The 17,705-nt window shown below is 71.7% G+C and carries 18 protein-coding genes; 8 read left to right on the top strand and 10 right to left on the bottom strand.

The window, feature by feature from the left end:
* Nucleotides 1-80: 80 nt before the first annotated feature.
* Entirely contained in the window at nucleotides 81-1,037 is a 957-nt protein-coding gene (dapD, locus tag ACSBPH_RS03160; protein WP_442576160.1) for a 2,3,4,5-tetrahydropyridine-2,6-dicarboxylate N-succinyltransferase, read from the bottom strand.
* Between the two features lie 64 nt (nucleotides 1,038-1,101).
* Between dapD and dapE the strand changes: the two genes are divergently transcribed.
* From dapE to ACSBPH_RS03145, 3 genes are all read left to right on the top strand, one after another.
* Nucleotides 1,102-2,178: a succinyl-diaminopimelate desuccinylase gene (dapE, locus tag ACSBPH_RS03155; RefSeq protein WP_442576159.1), complete on the top strand. Its 1,077-nt coding sequence runs from the start codon at nucleotides 1,102-1,104 to the stop codon at nucleotides 2,176-2,178.
* Nucleotides 2,160-3,407: a mannosyltransferase family protein gene (locus ACSBPH_RS03150; RefSeq protein WP_442576158.1), complete on the top strand. Its 1,248-nt coding sequence runs from the start codon at nucleotides 2,160-2,162 to the stop codon at nucleotides 3,405-3,407. The genes dapE and ACSBPH_RS03150 overlap by 19 nt, the downstream gene beginning before the upstream one ends.
* Before the next feature lie 93 nt (nucleotides 3,408-3,500).
* Complete coding sequence (locus tag ACSBPH_RS03145; protein ID WP_133543069.1) at nucleotides 3,501-3,674, top strand: DUF3117 domain-containing protein; 174 nt, start codon at nucleotides 3,501-3,503, stop codon at nucleotides 3,672-3,674.
* A gap of 69 nt (nucleotides 3,675-3,743) precedes the next feature.
* On the opposite strand, the gene ACSBPH_RS03140 is transcribed toward ACSBPH_RS03145, so the two are convergent.
* A complete protein-coding gene (locus tag ACSBPH_RS03140; protein ID WP_442576157.1) occupies nucleotides 3,744-4,379 on the bottom strand; it encodes an O-methyltransferase in 636 nt (211 codons plus the stop codon).
* Nucleotides 4,380-4,452: 73 nt separating this feature from the next.
* Here ACSBPH_RS03140 and ACSBPH_RS03135 point away from each other — a divergent pair, with 73 nt between their 5' ends.
* Nucleotides 4,453-4,839 carry a Sec-independent protein translocase TatB gene (locus ACSBPH_RS03135; protein ID WP_442576156.1) on the top strand — a complete coding sequence of 129 codons (387 nt, stop codon included), beginning with the start codon at nucleotides 4,453-4,455 and terminating at the stop codon, nucleotides 4,837-4,839.
* 6 nt (nucleotides 4,840-4,845) lie between these two features.
* On the opposite strand, the gene ACSBPH_RS03130 is transcribed toward ACSBPH_RS03135, so the two are convergent.
* From ACSBPH_RS03130 to ACSBPH_RS03120, 3 genes are read right to left on the bottom strand one after another with little or no spacing between them, the layout of a single operon-like run.
* The gene (locus tag ACSBPH_RS03130) at nucleotides 4,846-5,988 is read right to left on the bottom strand and encodes a P-loop NTPase (RefSeq protein WP_442576155.1); all 1,143 of its coding nucleotides are present in this window, start codon (nucleotides 5,986-5,988) and stop codon (nucleotides 4,846-4,848) included.
* A gap of 7 nt (nucleotides 5,989-5,995) precedes the next feature.
* Nucleotides 5,996-6,544, bottom strand: a complete 549-nt coding sequence (locus ACSBPH_RS03125; protein WP_442576154.1) for a DUF1003 domain-containing protein — start codon at nucleotides 6,542-6,544, stop codon at nucleotides 5,996-5,998.
* Complete coding sequence (locus tag ACSBPH_RS03120) at nucleotides 6,544-7,860, bottom strand: magnesium transporter MgtE N-terminal domain-containing protein (protein WP_442576153.1); 1,317 nt, start codon at nucleotides 7,858-7,860, stop codon at nucleotides 6,544-6,546. Before ACSBPH_RS03120 ends, ACSBPH_RS03125 begins: the two co-directional genes overlap by 1 nt.
* A 39-nt stretch (nucleotides 7,861-7,899) precedes the next feature.
* Between ACSBPH_RS03120 and ACSBPH_RS03115 the strand changes: the two genes are divergently transcribed.
* Nucleotides 7,900-8,592: a general stress protein gene (locus ACSBPH_RS03115; protein ID WP_442576152.1), complete on the top strand. Its 693-nt coding sequence runs from the start codon at nucleotides 7,900-7,902 to the stop codon at nucleotides 8,590-8,592.
* Entirely contained in the window at nucleotides 8,589-9,269 is a 681-nt protein-coding gene (locus ACSBPH_RS03110; protein WP_442576151.1) for an alpha/beta hydrolase family protein, read from the top strand. Before ACSBPH_RS03115 ends, ACSBPH_RS03110 begins: the two co-directional genes overlap by 4 nt.
* 3 nt (nucleotides 9,270-9,272) lie before the next feature.
* Here ACSBPH_RS03110 and ACSBPH_RS03105 read toward each other — a convergent pair whose 3' ends face one another.
* Genes ACSBPH_RS03105 through ACSBPH_RS03095 form a run of 3 tightly spaced genes read right to left on the bottom strand, consistent with a single transcriptional unit; the run spans nucleotide 9,273 to nucleotide 13,619 of the window.
* The gene (locus ACSBPH_RS03105; protein ID WP_442576150.1) at nucleotides 9,273-11,069 is read right to left on the bottom strand and encodes a gamma-glutamyltransferase family protein; all 1,797 of its coding nucleotides are present in this window, start codon (nucleotides 11,067-11,069) and stop codon (nucleotides 9,273-9,275) included.
* Nucleotides 11,070-11,087: 18 nt separating this feature from the next.
* Nucleotides 11,088-12,557 carry an aminopeptidase P family protein gene (locus tag ACSBPH_RS03100; protein ID WP_442576149.1) on the bottom strand — a complete coding sequence of 490 codons (1,470 nt, stop codon included), beginning with the start codon at nucleotides 12,555-12,557 and terminating at the stop codon, nucleotides 11,088-11,090.
* A gap of 39 nt (nucleotides 12,558-12,596) precedes the next feature.
* On the bottom strand, nucleotides 12,597-13,619 hold the full coding sequence (locus ACSBPH_RS03095; RefSeq protein WP_442576148.1) for an endonuclease/exonuclease/phosphatase family protein: 1,023 nt from the start codon (nucleotides 13,617-13,619) through the stop codon (nucleotides 12,597-12,599).
* 85 nt (nucleotides 13,620-13,704) lie between these two features.
* Here ACSBPH_RS03095 and ACSBPH_RS03090 point away from each other — a divergent pair, with 85 nt between their 5' ends.
* Complete coding sequence (locus tag ACSBPH_RS03090; protein WP_442576147.1) at nucleotides 13,705-14,574, top strand: PHP domain-containing protein; 870 nt, start codon at nucleotides 13,705-13,707, stop codon at nucleotides 14,572-14,574.
* A gap of 100 nt (nucleotides 14,575-14,674) precedes the next feature.
* Here ACSBPH_RS03090 and ACSBPH_RS03085 read toward each other — a convergent pair whose 3' ends face one another.
* Nucleotides 14,675-15,061 (bottom strand): SHOCT domain-containing protein, encoded by a 387-nt coding sequence (locus ACSBPH_RS03085; protein ID WP_442576146.1) that lies wholly within the window; start codon nucleotides 15,059-15,061, stop codon nucleotides 14,675-14,677.
* 138 nt (nucleotides 15,062-15,199) lie between these two features.
* Between ACSBPH_RS03085 and ACSBPH_RS03080 the strand changes: the two genes are divergently transcribed.
* On the top strand, nucleotides 15,200-16,111 hold the full coding sequence (locus tag ACSBPH_RS03080) for a DUF817 domain-containing protein (protein ID WP_442576145.1): 912 nt from the start codon (nucleotides 15,200-15,202) through the stop codon (nucleotides 16,109-16,111).
* Between the two features lie 31 nt (nucleotides 16,112-16,142).
* On the opposite strand, the gene ACSBPH_RS03075 is transcribed toward ACSBPH_RS03080, so the two are convergent.
* On the bottom strand, nucleotides 16,143-17,648 hold the full coding sequence (locus ACSBPH_RS03075) for a DEAD/DEAH box helicase (protein WP_442576144.1): 1,506 nt from the start codon (nucleotides 17,646-17,648) through the stop codon (nucleotides 16,143-16,145).
* Nucleotides 17,649-17,705 lie beyond the last annotated feature (57 nt).

Genomic DNA, 17,705 nt, shown 5'->3' with positions numbered 1-17,705 from the left:
GTCGGACTCCTCGTCCGCCCGCCGGGCCGCCCGCGGCGCGACGCCCGCGGGCGGTGCCGGGCTCGGCCGAGACCGGCGTCTTACGCGTGCAGCGCCTCGTTGAGCGTCACGCCGACTCCGGCGCGACGCACGGCCTCGACGGCCCCCGTCAGCGAGTTGCGGCGATACAGCAGGCCGTCGCGTCCCGACAGGTCTGCGCCCTTGATGACCGGGCGCGCGCCGTCGGCCCTCGGCGGCTCGTCGGCCAGCACGATCTTCGACCCCGCCGTCACGTAGAGGCCCGCCTCGACGACGCAGTCGTCACCGAGCGAGATGCCGATGCCCGCGTTCGCCCCGAGGAGCGTGCGCGCCCCGATCGAGACGCGGTGCGACCCGCCGCCCGAGAGCGTGCCCATGATCGAGGCTCCGCCGCCGATGTCGCTGCCATCGCCGACGACGACGCCCTGGGAGATCCGCCCTTCGACCATCGACGCGCCGAGCGTCCCGGCGTTGAAGTTGACGAAGCCCTCGTGCATGACGGTCGTGCCGGGGGAGAGGTAGGCGCCGAGGCGCACGCGCGAGGCATCCGCGATCCGCACGCCTGGGGGAGTGACGTAGTCGAGCAGACGCGGGAACTTGTCGAGCCCCATCACCTGGATGCCGTCGCGCTGGAGGAACGGGCGAAGGCGCGCGAGGTCGTCGGGGTGGAGGGGGCCCGCGCTCGTCCACGCGACGTTCGGCAGGTACCCGAAGATTCCGGTGAGGTCGACCTCGTTGGGCTGCACCAGGCGGTGGGAGAGCGCGTGGAGGCGCAGGTACGCGTCGGACGTCGACGACGGCGCGGCATCGAGGTCGGCCTCGATCGTCACGACCTCGACCGTCACGGCGCGTCGCGGGTCGGGAACGGCGAGGTGCTCGAGGTCGTCGGGCGGCATCGCGGGGTCGAGCCCCAGGGGGATGCGCCCGAGCTTCGGCTCGGGGAACCACGTGTCGAGGACCGTGCCATCGGCCGCCGTCGTCGCAAGGCCAGTGCCCCACACCCATCGCTCGTCGCTCATGCCTCCACGGTAGCGCGCCCGCCTGGCCCGCTCGTGCCCGCGTGACGATCGGTAGACTCGGGGGATGCCGGAGCTCGATCTGTCCGCGACGTCCGTCGACCTCACCAGAGCCATCTGCGACATCCCGAGCGTCTCCGGAGACGAACGCGCACTCGCCGACGCCATCGAGCGCGCGATCGGCGACCTGCCGCACCTCGAGGTGTTCCGCGACGGCGACACGATCGTCGCCCGCACGAACCTCGGACGCGCGCAGCGCGTCGTGATCGCGGGGCACATCGACACCGTGCCGATCAACGACAACGTCCCCACGCGCGAGATCGAGATCGACGGCCGCGCGCACCTCTGGGGGCGCGGCACCGTCGACATGAAGGCCGGCGTCGCGGTGCAGCTCAAGCTGGCCGCGGAGCTCGTGGATCCCCGGATCGACATCACGTGGATGTGGTACGACCACGAGGAGGTGGATGCCGCGCTCAACGGCCTGAACCGGCTCTCGGCGACGCGCCCCGACCTGTTCGCGGGAGACTTCGCGATCCTCGGCGAGCCGTCCAATGGCCAGGTCGAGGGCGGCTGCAACGGCAACCTCCGCGCCATCGTGCGCACGCACGGCGTCCGTTCGCACAGCGCGCGGGCGTGGATCGGAGAGAACGCCATCCACAAGGCCGCCCCGATCCTCCTCCGCCTGGCGGAATACCGGCCGCGTGAGGTCCCCGTCGAGGGTCTCGTGTACCGCGAGGGGCTCAACGCCGTGCGGATCGGCGGCGGCGTCGCGGGCAACATCATCCCCGACCTCTGCGAAGTCGAGGTCAACTACCGCTTCGCACCCAGTCGCTCGGTGGAAGAGGCGACGCGCCACCTGGAGGACGTGCTGGCGGGCTTCGAGGTCGAGGTCGTCGACTCCGCCGCGGGTGCGCGTCCCGGCCTGGACGCCCCGCTCGCCCAGGAATTCGTCGCGGCCGTCGGCGCCGAGCCGCGGCCCAAGTACGGCTGGACCGATGTCGCGCGGTTCTCGGCCATGGGCGTGCCCGCCGTCAACTACGGTCCGGGCGACCCCCATCTCGCGCACCACGACGAGGAGCGCGTGCCGATCGACCAGATCGAGGATGTCGAGCACGGGCTCCGCACGTGGCTGACGAGCTCCTGACGAGCCCTTCCGTCGCCGAGCGCCCGACGCCGTGGCGGCGGATCGCCGGACTTCCGATCGCGGTGCGCATCGGCATCCTCTACCTCCTCGCGCGCGCCATCACGACGGTGTTCTTCCTCATCGCGGCCGAGCTCGCCCCCAACTGGTCGCGCTTCGGGCACGATGCCTCGGTCGGGAGCTTCGCGGCCGGGTGGGACGCCTGGTGGTACTGGTACGTCGCGGGCTACGGCTACCCCACGACGCTTCCGACCAACGAGGCCGGGCTTGTATCCGAGAACTCCTGGGCGTTCATGCCCCTCTACGCATACGCCGCGCTCGGGGTCGGGGCGGTCCTCGGATCGTGGGTCGCCGGTGCTGTGGCCGTGTCGCTGGTGGCGGGCTACCTCGCCTGCCTCGTGCTCTACCGGATCGTCCGCATGCGCGCCGACGACGCCGTCGCGGTGTGGGCCGTCGTGTTCTTCGCCGCGGCGCCGGTCGCCGCGCTCTTCCAGATCGGGTACGCGGAGTCGCTGTTCCTCCTATGGCTGTTCCTCGCCCTCTGGTGCGTCATGCGGCGGCGCTACGCGTGGCTGTACCTCCTCATCCCGCTCATGGGCTACACACGCCCCGGCGTGCTCGCCTTCGCGCTCTTCCTCGGCCTCCACGGCGTCCACCGCTGGTGGACGCGCCGCACGGAGCCGCTTCCGGTCCGCCACATCGTGCACATCGTGGCGCTCGGCGCCCTCGCGGTGATCGTCGGCTTCTCGTGGCAGGTCATCGCGGCGGCGGCGACGGGGGATCCGGGTGCTTATCTCACGACGGAGATGGCCTGGCGTCGCAACTGGATCCTCGATGCCCCGATCCACTTCGTGCCCCTCGAGGGCTTCGTGCAGGCCGCCGGGTTCTGGGCGGGCCAGTGGGGGACGAGCCAGGCGCTCGTCCTGACCGTCCTCGCCCTCGTCGTGGCCGGCTTCGCGGCCCTCCTCCTCTTCGACCCGCGCGTGCGGCGGCTGGGCCCCGACCTCCGCCTGTGGAGCGCGAGCTACGCCGTGTACCTCCTCGCGGTCTTCTTCCCGCAGTCGAGCATCTTCCGGCTGCTCGTGCCGCTGTCGCCGCTGTGGGGCGCCGCGGCCATGCCGCGCTCGAACGCGTGGCGAGGGGGCGTTCTGGCGGCCTGCCTCGTAGGGCAGTGGTGGTGGATCTACACGATGTATGCCCTCGCGGGAACGGCGATCTGGACGGTGCCGTGAACCGCGCCGGATGAGGCGTACCGGGCCGGTTCATCCCTCGTCCGAGGCTGAGGATAAACTTGACGGGCAGACCTACGACGAAAGGGAGCCGCGATGGCAGCCATGAAGCCGAGAACCGGAGACGGACCGATGGAGGCCGTTAAGGAGGGTCGCCTCATCATCGTGCGCGTCCCCCTCGAGGGCGGCGGTCGCCTGGTGGTCTCCGTGAACGACGCTGAGGCGAAGGAGCTCTACGACGTGCTCGGAGATGTCGTCAACGCCGCTTGACGCATGTGATGAACGAAACGGCCGGTCTGAGGACCGGCCGTTCTCGTTTGCGGAGGACTCGGTGGGGCGTCACTCGCCCGGGATCGTCGTGAGCTGGAGGAGTCCCTCGCCCACGATCGAGAGTGCGCCGAGGACGGCGGGTGAGGCCTGCGTCTCCTGGATCAGGGAGCGGTAGGCCGTCGTCACGGCGTCGCGCTTGACGGGGTCGGCGACGGCACCCCCCTTGAGCACACGAGGGACCAGCACGATCCCGCCGGCACGGGCGAGTCGGAGTCCGTGCTCGACGTACTCGATGACGCCCTCGGCATCGGCGTCGACGAGCACGATGTCGTACGACGCCTCGTTCATGCGCGGAAGCACATCGGATGCCCGGCCGGTGATGAAGCGTGCGCGCGCAGGCGGGACCCCGGCATCCGAGAAGGCCTTCCGGGCCGCGGCCAGGTGCTCGGGCTCGCTGTCGATGGTCGTGAGGGTCGCGCGCGGCGCGCCACGCAGGAGCCACAGGCCCGAGACGCCGGCACCCGTTCCGATCTCGACGATGTTGAGGGACTGGGATGCCGCAGCCAGCAGTGCGCACTGGGCACCGACCACGGCGCTGATCGGCGCGGCGCCCAATTCCAGAGCGTGGGCCCTCGCGCGCGCGATGTGATCGGGCTCGACGGTCGCCTCGTTCGCGAAGCGATGGTTCGCGTCCTGCTCGCTCATGTCCCCTCCTTCCCGGGCAAGCCTAAGCGCCTCGACTGCCCGGGATGCTCAGGCGCGGCGGTAACCTGTGTGCATGTTCTTCGGCCTGACTATCGAGAAGCTCCTCGTGATCGGTGTGATCGCGGCGATGGTCATCGGGCCGGAGCGCCTGCCCCGCTACGCCGAGAGCCTTGCGCGCCTGACGACGCAGTTCCGCGAGTTCCTCCGCAACGCCAAGACCCGCGTGCGCGACGAGATGGGCGACGACTTCGACGATGTCGACTGGCGCACGCTCGACCCGCGGCAGTACGACCCGCGCCGGATCGTCCGCGAGGCGCTGCTCGACGACGCGCCCGTCCCGACCGTGCGTGCGGCACAGGTCGGCGCCGCGATCGAGGCGACCTCGCCGCCGCCCCCTCCCGGGGCGATGCGCGCCTTCACGCCCGATGAGCCGCCGCCCTTCGACGGCGAAGCGACCTGAGAGCCCTCAACGGGGGTTGAACGGGAGCGAGCGGCCCGCGAGCCCGCGAGGCCGCACGGCGAGGCGCGCGGCGACGGCCGTGATCGCCTGCGCGGCCGGGTCGTCGGGGTGTGCCACCACCACCGGCACGCCGGCATCGGCATCCGTCCGCAAAGCGGGGCTGAGCGGGATCGACGCGAGGAGCGGAACTGTCTCGTCGTCGGACGACAGGGCATCCGCCACCGCCTGACCGCCGCCGGAGCCGAAGATGTCGAGCGTCGTGCCGTCGGAAAGCGTCAGGGCGGCCATGTTCTCGATGACCCCCACGACGCGCTGACCCGTCTGGCGGGCGACGAGTCCGCTGCGGATGGCGACATCGGATGCCGCGGCCTGCGGAGTCGTCACGACGAGCACCTCGGCGTGGGGGAGGAGCTGCCCGACCGAGATCGCGACGTCGCCCGTGCCCGGCGGCATGTCGAGGAGGAGGATGTCGAGGTCGCCGAAGAAGACGTCGGTGAGGAACTGCTGCACGGTGCGGTGCAGCATCGGGCCGCGCCACGCGACGGCGGAGCGCTCCTCGCCCTCCCGCAGGAACATCCCGATCGACACCGTCTTCACGTCGTAGGCGACGGGCGGCAGGATCAGGTCGTCGATGCGGGTGGGCTTGGGTGTGCGGCCCGCGGCATCGACGAGGCCCAGCAGCCCCGGGATCGAGAAGCCGTAGACGTCGGCGTCGACGAGGCCGACGGCGAGCCCGCGCCGCGCGAGCGCGACGGCGAGATTGGCGGTGAGGGTCGACTTGCCCACGCCGCCCTTGCCGCTCGTGACCGCGACGACCCGCGTGAGCGAGTCGGGCCCGAACGGCATCGTGCGCGTCGCGCGGCCGCCTCGCAGCTTCTCCGTGAGCGCCTGGCGCTCGGCGGGCGACATGACGCCGACCTCCAGCTCGACGGCGGCGATGCCGGCGACGGAGGCCGCGGCATCGGTCACCTCCCGGGCGATGCGATCGGCCGCAGGGCAGCCGACGATCGTGAGGAGGATCCCGACCTGGGCCGTCTCACCGGCGACCTGCACGTCGCGCACCATTCCGAGCTCTTCGATCGGACGGCGAAGCTCCGGGTCGACGACGGCGCCCACCGCCGCCCGGACGGCCGCCGCTGTCGCGGTCACGCGCGCGTCACCGCCCCGAGCCGGACGCGGGCGACCCGGACGGGATCTCGGCGGCGGGGCGCGCCTCGAGCTGCTCGAGGAGCGACTTGAGCTCGGTGCGCAGCACGTCGCGCGTCACGACCTCGTCGGAGAAGTCCGTCACGGCCATCCGCAGCGCCACGACCTCGCGGGCGAGGTACTCGGTGTCGGCGAGGTTGCGCTCGGCGCGCTGACGGTCCTGCTCGATCTGCACGCGGTCTCGGTCGTCCTGGCGGTTCTGCGCGAGGAGGATGAGGGGCGCGGCGTACGACGCCTGCAGCGAGAGGATGAGCGTCAGCAGCGTGAAGTTCGTCTCGGCGGGGTCGAACTGCAGCTCCGGGGGCGCCCAGATGTTCCAGCTCAGCCAGACCAGGACGAAGATCGTCATCCCGAGCAGGAATCCCGAGGTCCCCATCGCGCGGGCGAAGGACTCGGAGAAGCGGCCGAAGCGGTCGCGCGAGGGCTGCGGCGTGCGCGCGAGCATGCCCGAGCGGCCGCGGGGTGCGTCCAGCGCCGGCTGGCGGTTGGGTCGAGCCATCAGCGCCTGCTCCCGCCCCGCGTGCTGCCCAGCGTGGGGGTGCTCGCGGTCGTCGTGGGCACGGGCTGGCGCGCCGGCTCATCGCCGTCGTGCGAACGCCAGTCCTCGGGCAGGAGGTAGTCGAGCACGTCGTCGACGCTCACCGCGCCGACGAGGCGGTGCGCCTGATCGACGACGGGCACCGAGACGAGGTTGTAGCTCGCCAGCAGACGCGCGACCTCGGCCGCGGATGCCGACGCGGGCACCGGGTCGAGGGTGTCGTCGATGATCGCGCCCAGGCGCTCGTGCGGCGGGTAGCGCAGCATGCGCTGGAAGTGCACCGTGCCGAGGAGACGCCCGGTCGGGGTCTCGTAGGGCGGGAGCGTGATGAAGACGGCGGCCGCGAGAGCGGGGTGCAGCTCGTGGCGGCGGATGAGCGCGAGCGCCTCGGCGACCGTGGCATCGGCGGACAGGACGATCGGCTCGGGCGTCATGAGGCCGCCCGCCGTGTCGGGACCGTACTTCAGGAGGGCGCGGACGTCCTCGGCCTCTTCGGGCTCCATGAGGTCGAGGAGCTCTTCGAGGCGGTCCTCGGGGAGCTGCGCGAGCACGTCGGCCGCATCATCCGGCTCCATCGCATCGAGGATGTCGGCGGCGCGCTCGTCGCCGAGCGCCTCGAGGATGTGCACCTGGTCCTCTTCGGGCATCTCCTCGAGCGCGTCGGCGAGACGGTCGTCGGGAAGCTCCTCGGCGACTTCGAGCAGGCGCTCGTCGGGGAGGTCGAGGAGGGTGTTGGCGAGGTCGGCGGGCTTGAGCTCGGAGAAGGTCGCGACCAGCTGCTCGGCGGACTGCGCCTCGCCGGGCACCTGGGTCTCGCGCACCTGCGACCACTCCGCGAACGTCGTCGGGCCCTTCGCGAAGGGCGAGGCGCTCGTCTTCGGGCGGCGGAGGAAGAGCTGCCCCACATCCCATTCCCCGAGGCGATTGCGCTCGATGGCGACGTCTTCGATGACGGCGACGCCCGAGCCGTCGGTGAGGTAGACCTTGCGGCCGAGGAGCTCGGCCATGACGCGCACCTCGCCGCCGCGCTGCTGGAAGCGGCGCACGTTGATGAGCCCCGTCGTGATGACCTGCCCGGTCGCGATCGAGGTGACCCGGCCGATCGACACGAAGACGTTCCGTCGGCCGGGGATCTCGATCACGAGGCCGATCACGCGCGGAGGGTCGTCCTTCCGGTAGATGACGACGACGTCGCGGACCTTGCCGAGACGGTCGCCCGCGGGGTCGAAGACCGCACAGCCCGCAAGGCGCGCGACGAATACCCTCTGCTGGCTCACGGATCCAGCGTAGCCCTGCCCGCATGGGAGGATGAGGAGATGAGCATGATGGGTGGCAGGGGTGCGCAGGGCGCGGGCGAGGTCGGTCAGACCGTCGCGTCCTTCCCCACGTACGAGGGCGCGCAGAAGGCCGTCTCGACGCTCATCGCCGCCGACGTGCCCGCGCGCGACATCGCCATCGTCGGCCAGGGCCTGCGGTCGATCGAGCGCATCACGGGTCGTCTCGGCTACGCGGCCGCCGCGCGCACGGGCGCGATCAACGGCCTGCTCCTCGGCCTGCTGTTCTCGGCGATCCTCGTGCTCGGGTCGCCCTCCGTGCCGATTCAGGCATTCGTCGGCGTGCTGTTCGTCGGCATCGCGATCGGCATGCTGATGAGCATCATCGCGTACTCCCTCGTGCGCCGCCGGCGCGACTACGCGTCGGTCATGCAGGTCCTCGCGGACCACTACGAGGTCACCGTCGGCGCATCCAGCATCCACCGCGCCCGCCAGGTGCTCGGCTCGTCGGTGCCGCCGCCCGCACCTCCCGCCGACCCCACGGTCGCCGGCGTCGCGCCTGCGCCCGTGGCCACGCCCGACGCGCCGATCGCGGAAGAGGAGCCGCCCCGCTACGGCGAGCGGGTCGTCCCGGCCCCCGACGAGCAGCCTGACGCGCCCGCGGACGGCGCAGACAGCACCCACAGCACCCACAGCCCCGACGGCCACGACGCGGGCGGGCCCGCACCGAGATGAGCGCCGTCGAGGCCGACGTGAAGATCGCCGTCGATCTCCCGTCCGGTCGCGTCGAGGTGTCCGCCTCATGGGGCCGGCCGGCCGCGGCATCCGCCGTCGTCGCCGTCGCCCACGGCGCCGGAACCGGCTACGCGCACCCCTTCCTCACCGGCTTCGCCGCTGCGGTTCACGACGAGGGCTTCGCGACGCTCCGCTTCAACTTCCCGTACTCCGAGGCGGGGAGACGGATGCCGGGGCCCGCCGCGCACGCGATCGCGACCTGGGCGGCGGCGGAGGCATGGCTGGCCGAGCACGCGCCGGGGCTCGCCGTGTGGGCCGCGGGCAAGTCGTACGGCGGACGCATGGCATCGATGGCCGCGGCCGAAGGCGTCATCCGCCCCGCGGGGCTCGTGTACCTCGGATATCCGCTCCACCCGCCGGGAGACCCCGCCAAGGCGCGGGTCGCGCATCTCCCCGATGTCGCTGCGCCCCAGCTGTTCGTCGAGGGGACGAACGACCCCTTCGTCGATCCCCACGCGCAGCTCGACGAGGCCGTCGCCTCGTGCCAGGACGCCCGCATCCACTGGATCGAGGGCGGCGGCCACTCCTTCGAGGTGAAGGGCCGCAAGCGCCCCGCCGACGAGATCGGCGCGGGCCTCGCGCCGCTCGTCGCCGACTGGATCCGCAGCCGCGGCTGAGGGTCAGCGTCCCGCGGCGTAGCCCTGCATCCCGCGCGGATTGGCCGCGGCCCACACCGTGCCCCGTGCGGCGTCGATGCCGACCGCCGAGATCCGCCCGAGGGCCCAATCTCCGGCGCGCACGACCGCGTGACCGCGGCGCGCGAGGCCCGCGATGACGTCGTCGCCGAGCCGGTCCTCGACGAAGGCTCCTGCGGGGTGCCACGTCCGCGGCCAGAAGGAGTCGACGAGTGCGATGGAGTGGAAGGTCGGGGCGTCGATCGCCTGCTGCGCCGTGTAGCCGCCCACGAGCATGCGAACGAGAGCGGGCAGCTGCCACTGCTCCTGCTGGTCGCCGCCGGGGGTGCCGAGCGCCATGACGGCGCGGCCGCCCCGCAGCACGAGGGTCGGGGTGAGGGTCGTGCGCGGCCGCGCGCCGGGGCGCAGCGCGCCGGGCGACGACGGGTCGAGCCACATCATCTGCAGCCGCGTCCCGAGCGGGAAGCCGAGCTCCGGGATGACCGGCGAGGACTGCAGCCACCCGCCCGACGGCGTGACGGCGACGATGTTGCCCCAGCGGTCGACGACGTCGATGTGACACGTGTCGCCGCGGGTCTCGCCCGTGCGCGCGATCGTCGGCTCCTGCGAGCCGGGGAGTGCCGCGGCATCCGTCCGCAGCGGCGGCCGGAACGGCTCGCGACCCGCGAGCGTCCCGGGACGCCACTCATGCGCGGCGGTGTCGCCGATCTCGTCCCGCCGCTGCGCGACGAAGGCATCGGAGAGGAGGGCGTCCAGCGGCGCGCCGTCGCCGAGGTGCCCGTCGCGGTCGGCGAGCACCAGCTTGATCGTCTCGAGGAGCGTGTGCGCGCCGAGCTCCGTCGACGGGTCGAGCTGCTCGTCGGGAAGCGGGTCGAGGATGCGCAGCGCCTCCAGCAGCGCCGGCCCCTGCGTCCACGCGCCGGCCTTCGCGACGACATGGCCGCGGAATGCGGCGGTCGCGGCATCCTCGTAGCCGGCGTCGAAGCCCGCGAAGTCCTCGCGCGTGATGACGGCCGCGTGGTCGCCGCCCGTCGAGTGCCGGTGCGGACGGGAGAGGAAGTCGGATGCCGCGCCCGCGACGAGTCCCGTCTTCCATTCCGTGCGCGCCGCGTCGATCCGCGCGGCTCGTCCGACGGGGCCGTCGTCGCGCACGGCGTGCCCGGCGTGGACGAAGCTCTCGAGGACCGCCGCGTACGCGGGATTGCGCACGATCGTCCCGGCCGCGGGGACCTCGCCGTCCGGCATCCACAGCTCTGCCGAGGTCGGCCAGTGCTCCTGGAAGAGGTCGGCGACGCGGCCGATGGTGGCGGCGGCCTGCGCCAGGAGGGGAGCGCCCTCGCGTGCGTAGTGGATCGCGTACGAGAGGATCTCGGCGAGCTCGCACGTGCCGTGGTCGCGCAGGAGCACGAGCCACGCGTCGACCGCTCCCGGTACCGCGGCGGCGAGGCCGCCCGCGCCGGGGACGAGGTCGAGCCCTTCGGCGCGGTAGTGCTCGATCGTGGCACCCGCGGGCGCGGGGCCCTGGCCCATGAGGACGACGGGCGTGCCGGGGTTCTCCGCCGTCGCGAAGATGCCGACGAGGTCGCCGCCCGGTCCGTTGAGGTGCGGTTCGACGACGTGGAGCACGAAGCCGCCGGCGACGACGGCGTCGAACGCGTTGCCGCCGCGTTCGAGCACCGCCTGGGCGGTCGCGGTGGCGAGCCAGTGGGTGGAGGCGGCCATGCCGAACGAGCCCTCGAGAGTGGGGCGCGTCGTGAAGGCGGGTGGGGGAGTGAACGTCACGATCTCAGGCGGCCGGGCTCACGCGCCGACGCCGAGACGCAGCATCCAGGCTTCGACCTCGTCGGCGGTGCGGGGGATGGCCGCCGACAGGTTCTCGACGCCGTCCTGCGTGACCAGAACGTCGTCCTCGATGCGTACGCCGATGCCCCGCAGCTCTTCGGGGACGGTGAGATCGTCAATTTGGAAGTACAGGCCGGGCTCGATCGTGAAGACCATGCCGGGCTGCAGCTCACCGTCGTAGTACATCTCGCGGCGTGCCTGCGCGCAGTCGTGCACGTCGATGCCGAGGTGATGGCTCGTGCCGTGCACCATGTAGCGGCGGTGCTGTCCGCCGTGCTCGGCATCCAGAGCCTCCTGGGCCGTCACGGGGAGCAGGCCCCACTCGGCGACGCGCGCCGCGATGACCTTCATCGCCGCCTCGTGCACGGCGCGGAACTTCACGCCCGGCCGGGCGACGGCGAAGGCCGCGTCCGCCGCTTCGCGCACCGCCTCGTAGACCTTGCGCTGCACCGGAGTGAACCGGCCGCTCACGGGGAGAGTGCGGGTGATGTCGGCGGTGTAGAGGCTGTCGACCTCGACGCCGGCGTCGATGAGGATGAGGTCGCCGGGGACGACGGCGCCGTCGTTGCGCGTCCAGTGCAGGTAGCACGCGTGCGGGCCCGACGCCGCGATGGTGTCGTAGCCGACCGCGTTGCCGTCGCTGCGGGCGCGCTGGTGGAAGACACCCTCCACGATGCGCTCGCCGCGCGGGTGGGCGATGACGCGCGGGAGCTCCCGGATGATGTCGTCGAACCCCTTCGCCGTCGTGTCGACCGCGAGGCGCATCTGCGCGATCTCGTACTCGTCCTTCACGAGGCGCAGCTCGGAGACGGCGCGCGTGAGGTCGTCGTCGTCGCCGACGACGAGGTCTTCCTCAGTCGAGCCGAAGTCGTCGATGTGGGCCGTCGCCAGTCCCAGATCGCCGGCGACGCCGGCCAGGGCGGGGCGCGGGCCGATCCAGAACTCGCCGATCGAGGCATCCGCGTAGAACTCGCTCGTCGTGCGGTCGGCGCGCTCGCGGAAGAACAGGGTCACGTCGTGACCGCCCTCGTCGCGCGGGTCGAACACGAGCACGGAGTCGGGCTCGCTGTCGGAGGCCCAGCCGGTGAGGTGGGAGAAGGCGGAGTGCGCGCGGAACGGGTGGTCCGTGTCGTTGCTGCGCTGCATGAGGCCGCCCGCGGGGATGACGAGGCGCTTGCCGGGGAAGGCGGCGGAGAGCTTCTCCCGGCGCGCCGCGGCGTACGCGGCCTGCTCGCGCTGCGGCGGAGCGAGGTCGGGGCGATCGGCCCACCCCGTCGAGATGGTGTCGAGGAAGCCCGCGCCGAACGGCTGGCGCCGGTTCGTCGAGGAGGAGGGCCGCGGCTCTGCGGTCCCGGTGCTCTCGGGGCTGTGCGTGGTCTCTGCGGGGGAGTCGGTCGCGATCGTGTCGCTCTCGCCGGAGGTGCTCATGCGTCCAGTCTCGCACGCTCCCCCGAGCGGGGAACGGGGTCAGCCGGCCGGTTCCAGCTGCACGATGAGCGGTCGGTGGTCGCTTCCCGAGCCGTCGAGGGAGCGGAGCACGATCGAGCCTGTGGCCACCCAGTTCTCGGATGCCATGACGTGGTCGATCGGGGCGCCCAAGAGGGCGGGGAGGTTCGTCGGCCACGTGCCGACAGAGCCGTTGCCGGTCTCGGAGGCGATGTCGTGGCAGTGGCCGAGGGTGCCGCCGTCGACGCCGAGGCGGCCCATGTGGTCGAGAGTCGCGTTGAAGTCGCCCGCGAGGATGACGTTCTCGTCCTGCCCGCACTGGTCGGCGAGCCACGAGAGGTCGTCGCGCCAGTGCGCCATGTACTGCTGCCGTGGCGCCACGGCGTGGGCGGCGACGACGGTGGGCCCGTCGCCGTCGACGGGCATCGCGACGGCGCTCGGCACCGTCGAGGTGTTGGTGGTCCCCTGGACGGATGACTCGATCACGGCGTAGTCGCCGAGGTCGGGCGAGATGAGCAGCGTCGTGGAGCGGGCGTCCCAGCCGTTCTCGCCGAACTCGTCGTGGTAGGCCCACATGCGGTGGCCGAGGTCGCGCATCGCGAGGGCGACCGCCTCGCCCGTCTCGATCGTCGTCTCGGGGAGCGTGACGATGTCGGCGTCCATCGCGACGGCGATCTGCGCCACCGATTCCGGCGAGGTCGCCGAGCCCGCCGTGTTCCAGGTCATGACGCGGACGGCGCTGTCGGTCTTGGGCGGCAGCGACTCGGTGCCCATGCCGCGGCCGGCGATGATGAGACCGTTCGCGGCCACGGCGACGATCGCGATGACGGCGATCGAGAGGGCGAACAGGCGGAGCGGCCGGATGAGCGCCAGGAGCAGCCCGAAGAGGGCGAGGGCGCCCAGGGCGACGAGCAGGATCGCGCGGAAGGCGATGATCTGGGCGACGGGGAACAGCTGATCGACGCGAAAGAACGACGGCCACGTGAGGGCGGCGGCAACGGCTGCGGTGAGCACGGCGAGGATGATCCCGAGCAAGCGCAGCACGCCCGTGACTCTATGCCAGCAGGCTGAGAAGTGCCTGCCCGCCGCGGGTGGGGACGGCCCCTCGGGCGGGCGCTACGCTCGAAGGATGGCTGGTGACAGGCGCTTCGAGGGACCGAGCGACCTCCACCTGCATTCGGTCCATTCCGACGGCACTGAGTCCGCCGCCGAGGTCATGGCGGCCGCCCACAGGAGGGGCCTTCGCACCGTCGCACTCACCGACCACGACACGACGTCGGGATGGGCGGAGGCGGCCGAGGCCGCGACATCCCTCGGCATGACGTTCCTTCCGGGCATGGAGCTCTCGGCGCACAGCGACTGGCGCTCGGTGCATCTCCTCGCGTACCTCTTCGACCCCGACGACCGGGGCCTGCGCGCCGAGATGGAGCGGATCCGCGACGACCGCATCGGGCGCGCCGAACGGATCGTGCGCAGCATCGGCCGCGACTATCCGCTGACGTGGGACGACGTCGTCGCCCAGACCGGTCACGGCGCGACCGTGGGCCGTCCGCACATCGCCGACGCGCTCGTCGCCCGCGGCATCGTGAGCACGCGCGGCGACGCGTTCGACACGATCCTGCATCCTCGCGCCGGGTACTACGAGGGCCATTACGCCCCGGATGTCGAGAAGGCCGTCGCGCTCGTCGTGGCGGCAGGCGGCGTCCCCGTCGTCGCGCACCCGACGCCCGCGGGCCGAGCGCGCATGATGGCGATCCCGCTCCTCGAGCACCTCATCGGAATCGGCCTTGCGGGCTTCGAGCTCGACCACCGCGAGAACACCGAGGAGGGGAAGCGGATCCTCCGCACCCTCGTCGACGAGCACGACCTCATCGTGACGGGGTCCAGCGACTACCACGGCCACGGCAAGCCGAACGTTCCGGGCGAGAACACGACGAGCGACGAGATGGTCGCGCGGATCATCGCGCTCGGCACGGGGAGCCGACCGGTCTACCCCTGAGACCCGGGCGCCGCCCGCGGGCGGCGGGGCGCGGCAGCCGTCGACGAGAACGCCCCGGCCCGCACGAGGCGGACCGGGGCGAGACCCGTGACGGTCGGACTCAGGCCAGAGCCTTGGCCTTGATGGCCTCGTACTCCGCCTGGCTGATCGTGCCGGCGTCGAGGAGCGACTTCGCCTTCGCGATCTCATCGGCCGGGCTCGCGCCGCCGCCCGCGACGGACTTGATGTAATCGGCCTGCGCGGCCTGGAACCTCTGCGCTTCGGCCTGCGAGCGCTCGCCCATGCCCTTGCCGCGCGCGATCAGGTAGACCAGCGCCGTCAGGAAAGGCACGAAGATCAGGAAGAGGATCCACACCGCCTTCAGCCAGCCGTTGAGCTTGTGGTCACGGAACAGGTCGGAGATGATCGCGAACAGCACGAACAGGTACGCGATGAAGAAGAACGCCCACAGGAACCACCAGACGACGTCCCAGAAGTTTCCGAACATGAATGCCTCTCTCGAGAAGACGGCGGCGAGGGTGCCGCTGGCCACACGATAGCGGCCGGAGGCCGCGCCGCGCGGGTATTTCCGCGGCGATCCGGGGCGCCGGAGGGTGTTCACGGGGTGTTCGGCTAGCGTCATCGGATGCGCAACTCCACTCCGCTCGAGCGGCGCATCGATGCGGTCGCCCATGCGCTGCTTCAGGGCGCCTCCGAGCGCGGCGTGCGCGCGGGCCTCGTCGAGTTCACGGTGTTCGTGCTCAAGCAGGCGTGGGCATGCCTGTTCGGAGCGGCGCTGCTCGCCGTGATCGTCGCAGCGCGGCTGTGGTACCCCGACGAGGCGGCGCTCGCACGCAACGACTTCCTCACGATCGTCGCGATCGTCATCCAGGTCGTCATGCTGGCCACGCGCCTGGAGACCGGGCGCGAAGTGTGGGTGATCCTCCTCTTCCACCTCACCGGCACCGTCATGGAGCTCTTCAAGACCGATGTCGGCTCGTGGGCGTACGCCGCCGACGGGGTGCTCCGCATCGGGGGAGTGCCGCTGTTCAGCGGCTTCATGTACGCCGCCGTCGGGTCGTACATGGTGCGGGTGTACCGCCTGTTCGACCTCGGGTTCACGCGCTATCCGCGCCGGTGGCTCACGGTGATCGTCGCGGCCGGCATCTATCTCAACTTCTTCACGCATCACTTCTGGATCGACCTGAGATGGGTGCTGCTGGCCGCCGTCGTGCTCCTGTGGCTGCGCACGACGATGTACGCCCGGATCTGGCGGAGGGTGCTCAGGATGCCGCAGCTCGCCGCATTCGCGGGCGTCGCCGTGTTCATCTATCTCGCCGAGAACATCGGCACGTGGGCCGGAGCGTGGAGCTATCCCGACCAGGCAGGCGGGTGGCATCCCGTCGCGCTGTCGAAGCTCGTGTCGTGGTTCCTGCTCATGATCATCTCGGTCGTGCTCGTGACGCTCGTCTACCCGCCGCGCCCGCCGGCCGGCACCGAGGTAGGAAAGGGAGCGGGCGTACGACAATCCCGGAGGATTCGTCCTACGCCCGTGTGATCTCCTACGCCCGTGACGTCGGGCCGAGGGGTCAGGCGCCCGTCGTCGGCGCGCTCGGGCGACGGCGGCGACGGCGGCGGCGTGCCGCGCCGGGGTTGCCGTCGTGGTGCTCCTTGCCCTGGCCGTCGTGGGTTCCGGCGCCTTCGGCGGTACGGTCGGCGGATGCCGAGGCATCCGTCGCCTCACCGTGACCGTCTGCCGACGCACCGTCCGCGAAGGTCGATCCGACATCGCTCGCGGCGCGGGAGCGGCGACGGCGGCGACGCGTCGTGCCGCCCTCTTCGGTTCCCTCGGCGGCGACGTCCGCGGCGCGGGCGGCGGGCTGGGTCTTCACGGCCTGCGTCTTGGGGGCCGTCGCGATGCGGCCGCGCGTGCCCTCGGGGATGTTGAGGTCGGAGAACAGGTGCGGGCTCGACGAGTAGGTCTCGACAGGCTCGGGCTGGCCGAACTCGAGCGCGCGGTTGATGAGCGCCCACTTGTGCAGGTCTTCCCAGTCGACGAAGGTCACGGCGATGCCGGTCTTGCCGGCGCGGCCCGTGCGCCCCGCGCGGTGCAGGTAGGTCTTCTCGTCGTCGGGGATCGTGTGGTTGATGACGTGCGTCACGTCGTCGACGTCGATGCCGCGCGCGGCGACGTCGGTCGCGATGAGCACGTCGCGCTTGCCGGCCTTGAACGCCGCCATGGAGCGCTCGCGCGACTCCTGGCTCATGTCGCCGTGGACGGCGGCGGCGTTGAAGCCGCGGTCGCCCAGCTCGTCGACGAGGCGCTGCGCCGCGCGCTTGGTACGCGTGAAGATGACGGTCTTACCGCGGCCGTCGGCCTGCAGGATGCGCGCGATGACCTCGTCCTTGTCGAGCGAGTGCGCGCGGTAGACGAGGTGGCGGATGTTGGCCTGCGTCAGCCCCTCGTCGGGGTCGGTCGCGCGGATGTGGATGGGGTTCGACATGAAGCGGCGCGCGAGGGCGACGATCGGGCCCGGCATCGTCGCGGAGAACAGCTGCGTGTGGCGCACGGCCGAGACCTTCTGGAAGATCTTCTCGATGTCGGGGAGGAACCCGAGGTCGAGCATCTTGTCGGCCTCGTCGAGCACGACCTCGGTCGCGTTCGAGAGGTCGAGCAGGCGCTGGTTGCTGAGGTCGATGAGGCGGCCCGGCGTGCCGACGACGATCTGCGCGCCGGCCTTGAGCTGCTCGATCTGGCCCTCGTACGCCTTGCCGCCGTAGATCGCCACGACGCTCGTCGGGCGGTTGCGCGTGAGCATGTCGATGTCTTCGTAGACCTGCACGCACAGCTCGCGGGTCGGCACGACGATGAGCGCCTTCACACCGGGAGCCGGGTCGAGGCCCAGGCGCTGGACGACGGGGATGCCGAAGCCGAAGGTCTTTCCCGTGCCGGTCTTCGCCTGGCCGATGATGTCCTGCCCCGGGATGCCGAGGGGGATCGTCTGCTCCTGAATGGGGAATGCATCGACGATGCCGAGTGTGGCGAGGGAGTCGACGATGTCCTGGTCGACGCCGAGATCGGCGAAGGTCGTCACGATATGAGCCTGTCCGGCGGCGAGATGACCGCCTGTTGAGGAGGATCCACGCCCTTC

The sequence above is a fragment of the Microbacterium sp. F51-2R genome (assembly GCF_052180235.1).
Lineage (GTDB): Bacteria > Actinomycetota > Actinomycetes > Actinomycetales > Microbacteriaceae > Microbacterium.
The sequence above is the reverse complement of the archived record's forward strand: the minus strand, read 5'-3'. Positions and strand labels throughout refer to the sequence as shown.

Coding starts and splice junctions, on each gene's coding strand:
- ACSBPH_RS03145 (WP_133543069.1), top strand. CDS start 3,501: ATGGCAGCCATGAAGCCGAGAACCGGAGACGGACCGATGGAGGCCGTT.
- ACSBPH_RS03110 (WP_442576151.1), top strand. CDS start 8,589: ATGAGCGCCGTCGAGGCCGACGTGAAGATCGCCGTCGATCTCCCGTCC.
- dapE (WP_442576159.1), top strand. CDS start 1,102: ATGCCGGAGCTCGATCTGTCCGCGACGTCCGTCGACCTCACCAGAGCC.
- ACSBPH_RS03140 (WP_442576157.1), bottom strand. CDS start 4,379: ATGAGCGAGCAGGACGCGAACCATCGCTTCGCGAACGAGGCGACCGTC.
- ACSBPH_RS03135 (WP_442576156.1), top strand. CDS start 4,453: ATGTTCTTCGGCCTGACTATCGAGAAGCTCCTCGTGATCGGTGTGATC.
- ACSBPH_RS03100 (WP_442576149.1), bottom strand. CDS start 12,557: ATGAGCACCTCCGGCGAGAGCGACACGATCGCGACCGACTCCCCCGCA.
- ACSBPH_RS03125 (WP_442576154.1), bottom strand. CDS start 6,544: ATGGCTCGACCCAACCGCCAGCCGGCGCTGGACGCACCCCGCGGCCGC.
- ACSBPH_RS03085 (WP_442576146.1), bottom strand. CDS start 15,061: ATGTTCGGAAACTTCTGGGACGTCGTCTGGTGGTTCCTGTGGGCGTTC.
- ACSBPH_RS03115 (WP_442576152.1), top strand. CDS start 7,900: ATGAGCATGATGGGTGGCAGGGGTGCGCAGGGCGCGGGCGAGGTCGGT.
- dapD (WP_442576160.1), bottom strand. CDS start 1,037: ATGAGCGACGAGCGATGGGTGTGGGGCACTGGCCTTGCGACGACGGCG.
- ACSBPH_RS03090 (WP_442576147.1), top strand. CDS start 13,705: ATGGCTGGTGACAGGCGCTTCGAGGGACCGAGCGACCTCCACCTGCAT.
- ACSBPH_RS03080 (WP_442576145.1), top strand. CDS start 15,200: ATGCGCAACTCCACTCCGCTCGAGCGGCGCATCGATGCGGTCGCCCAT.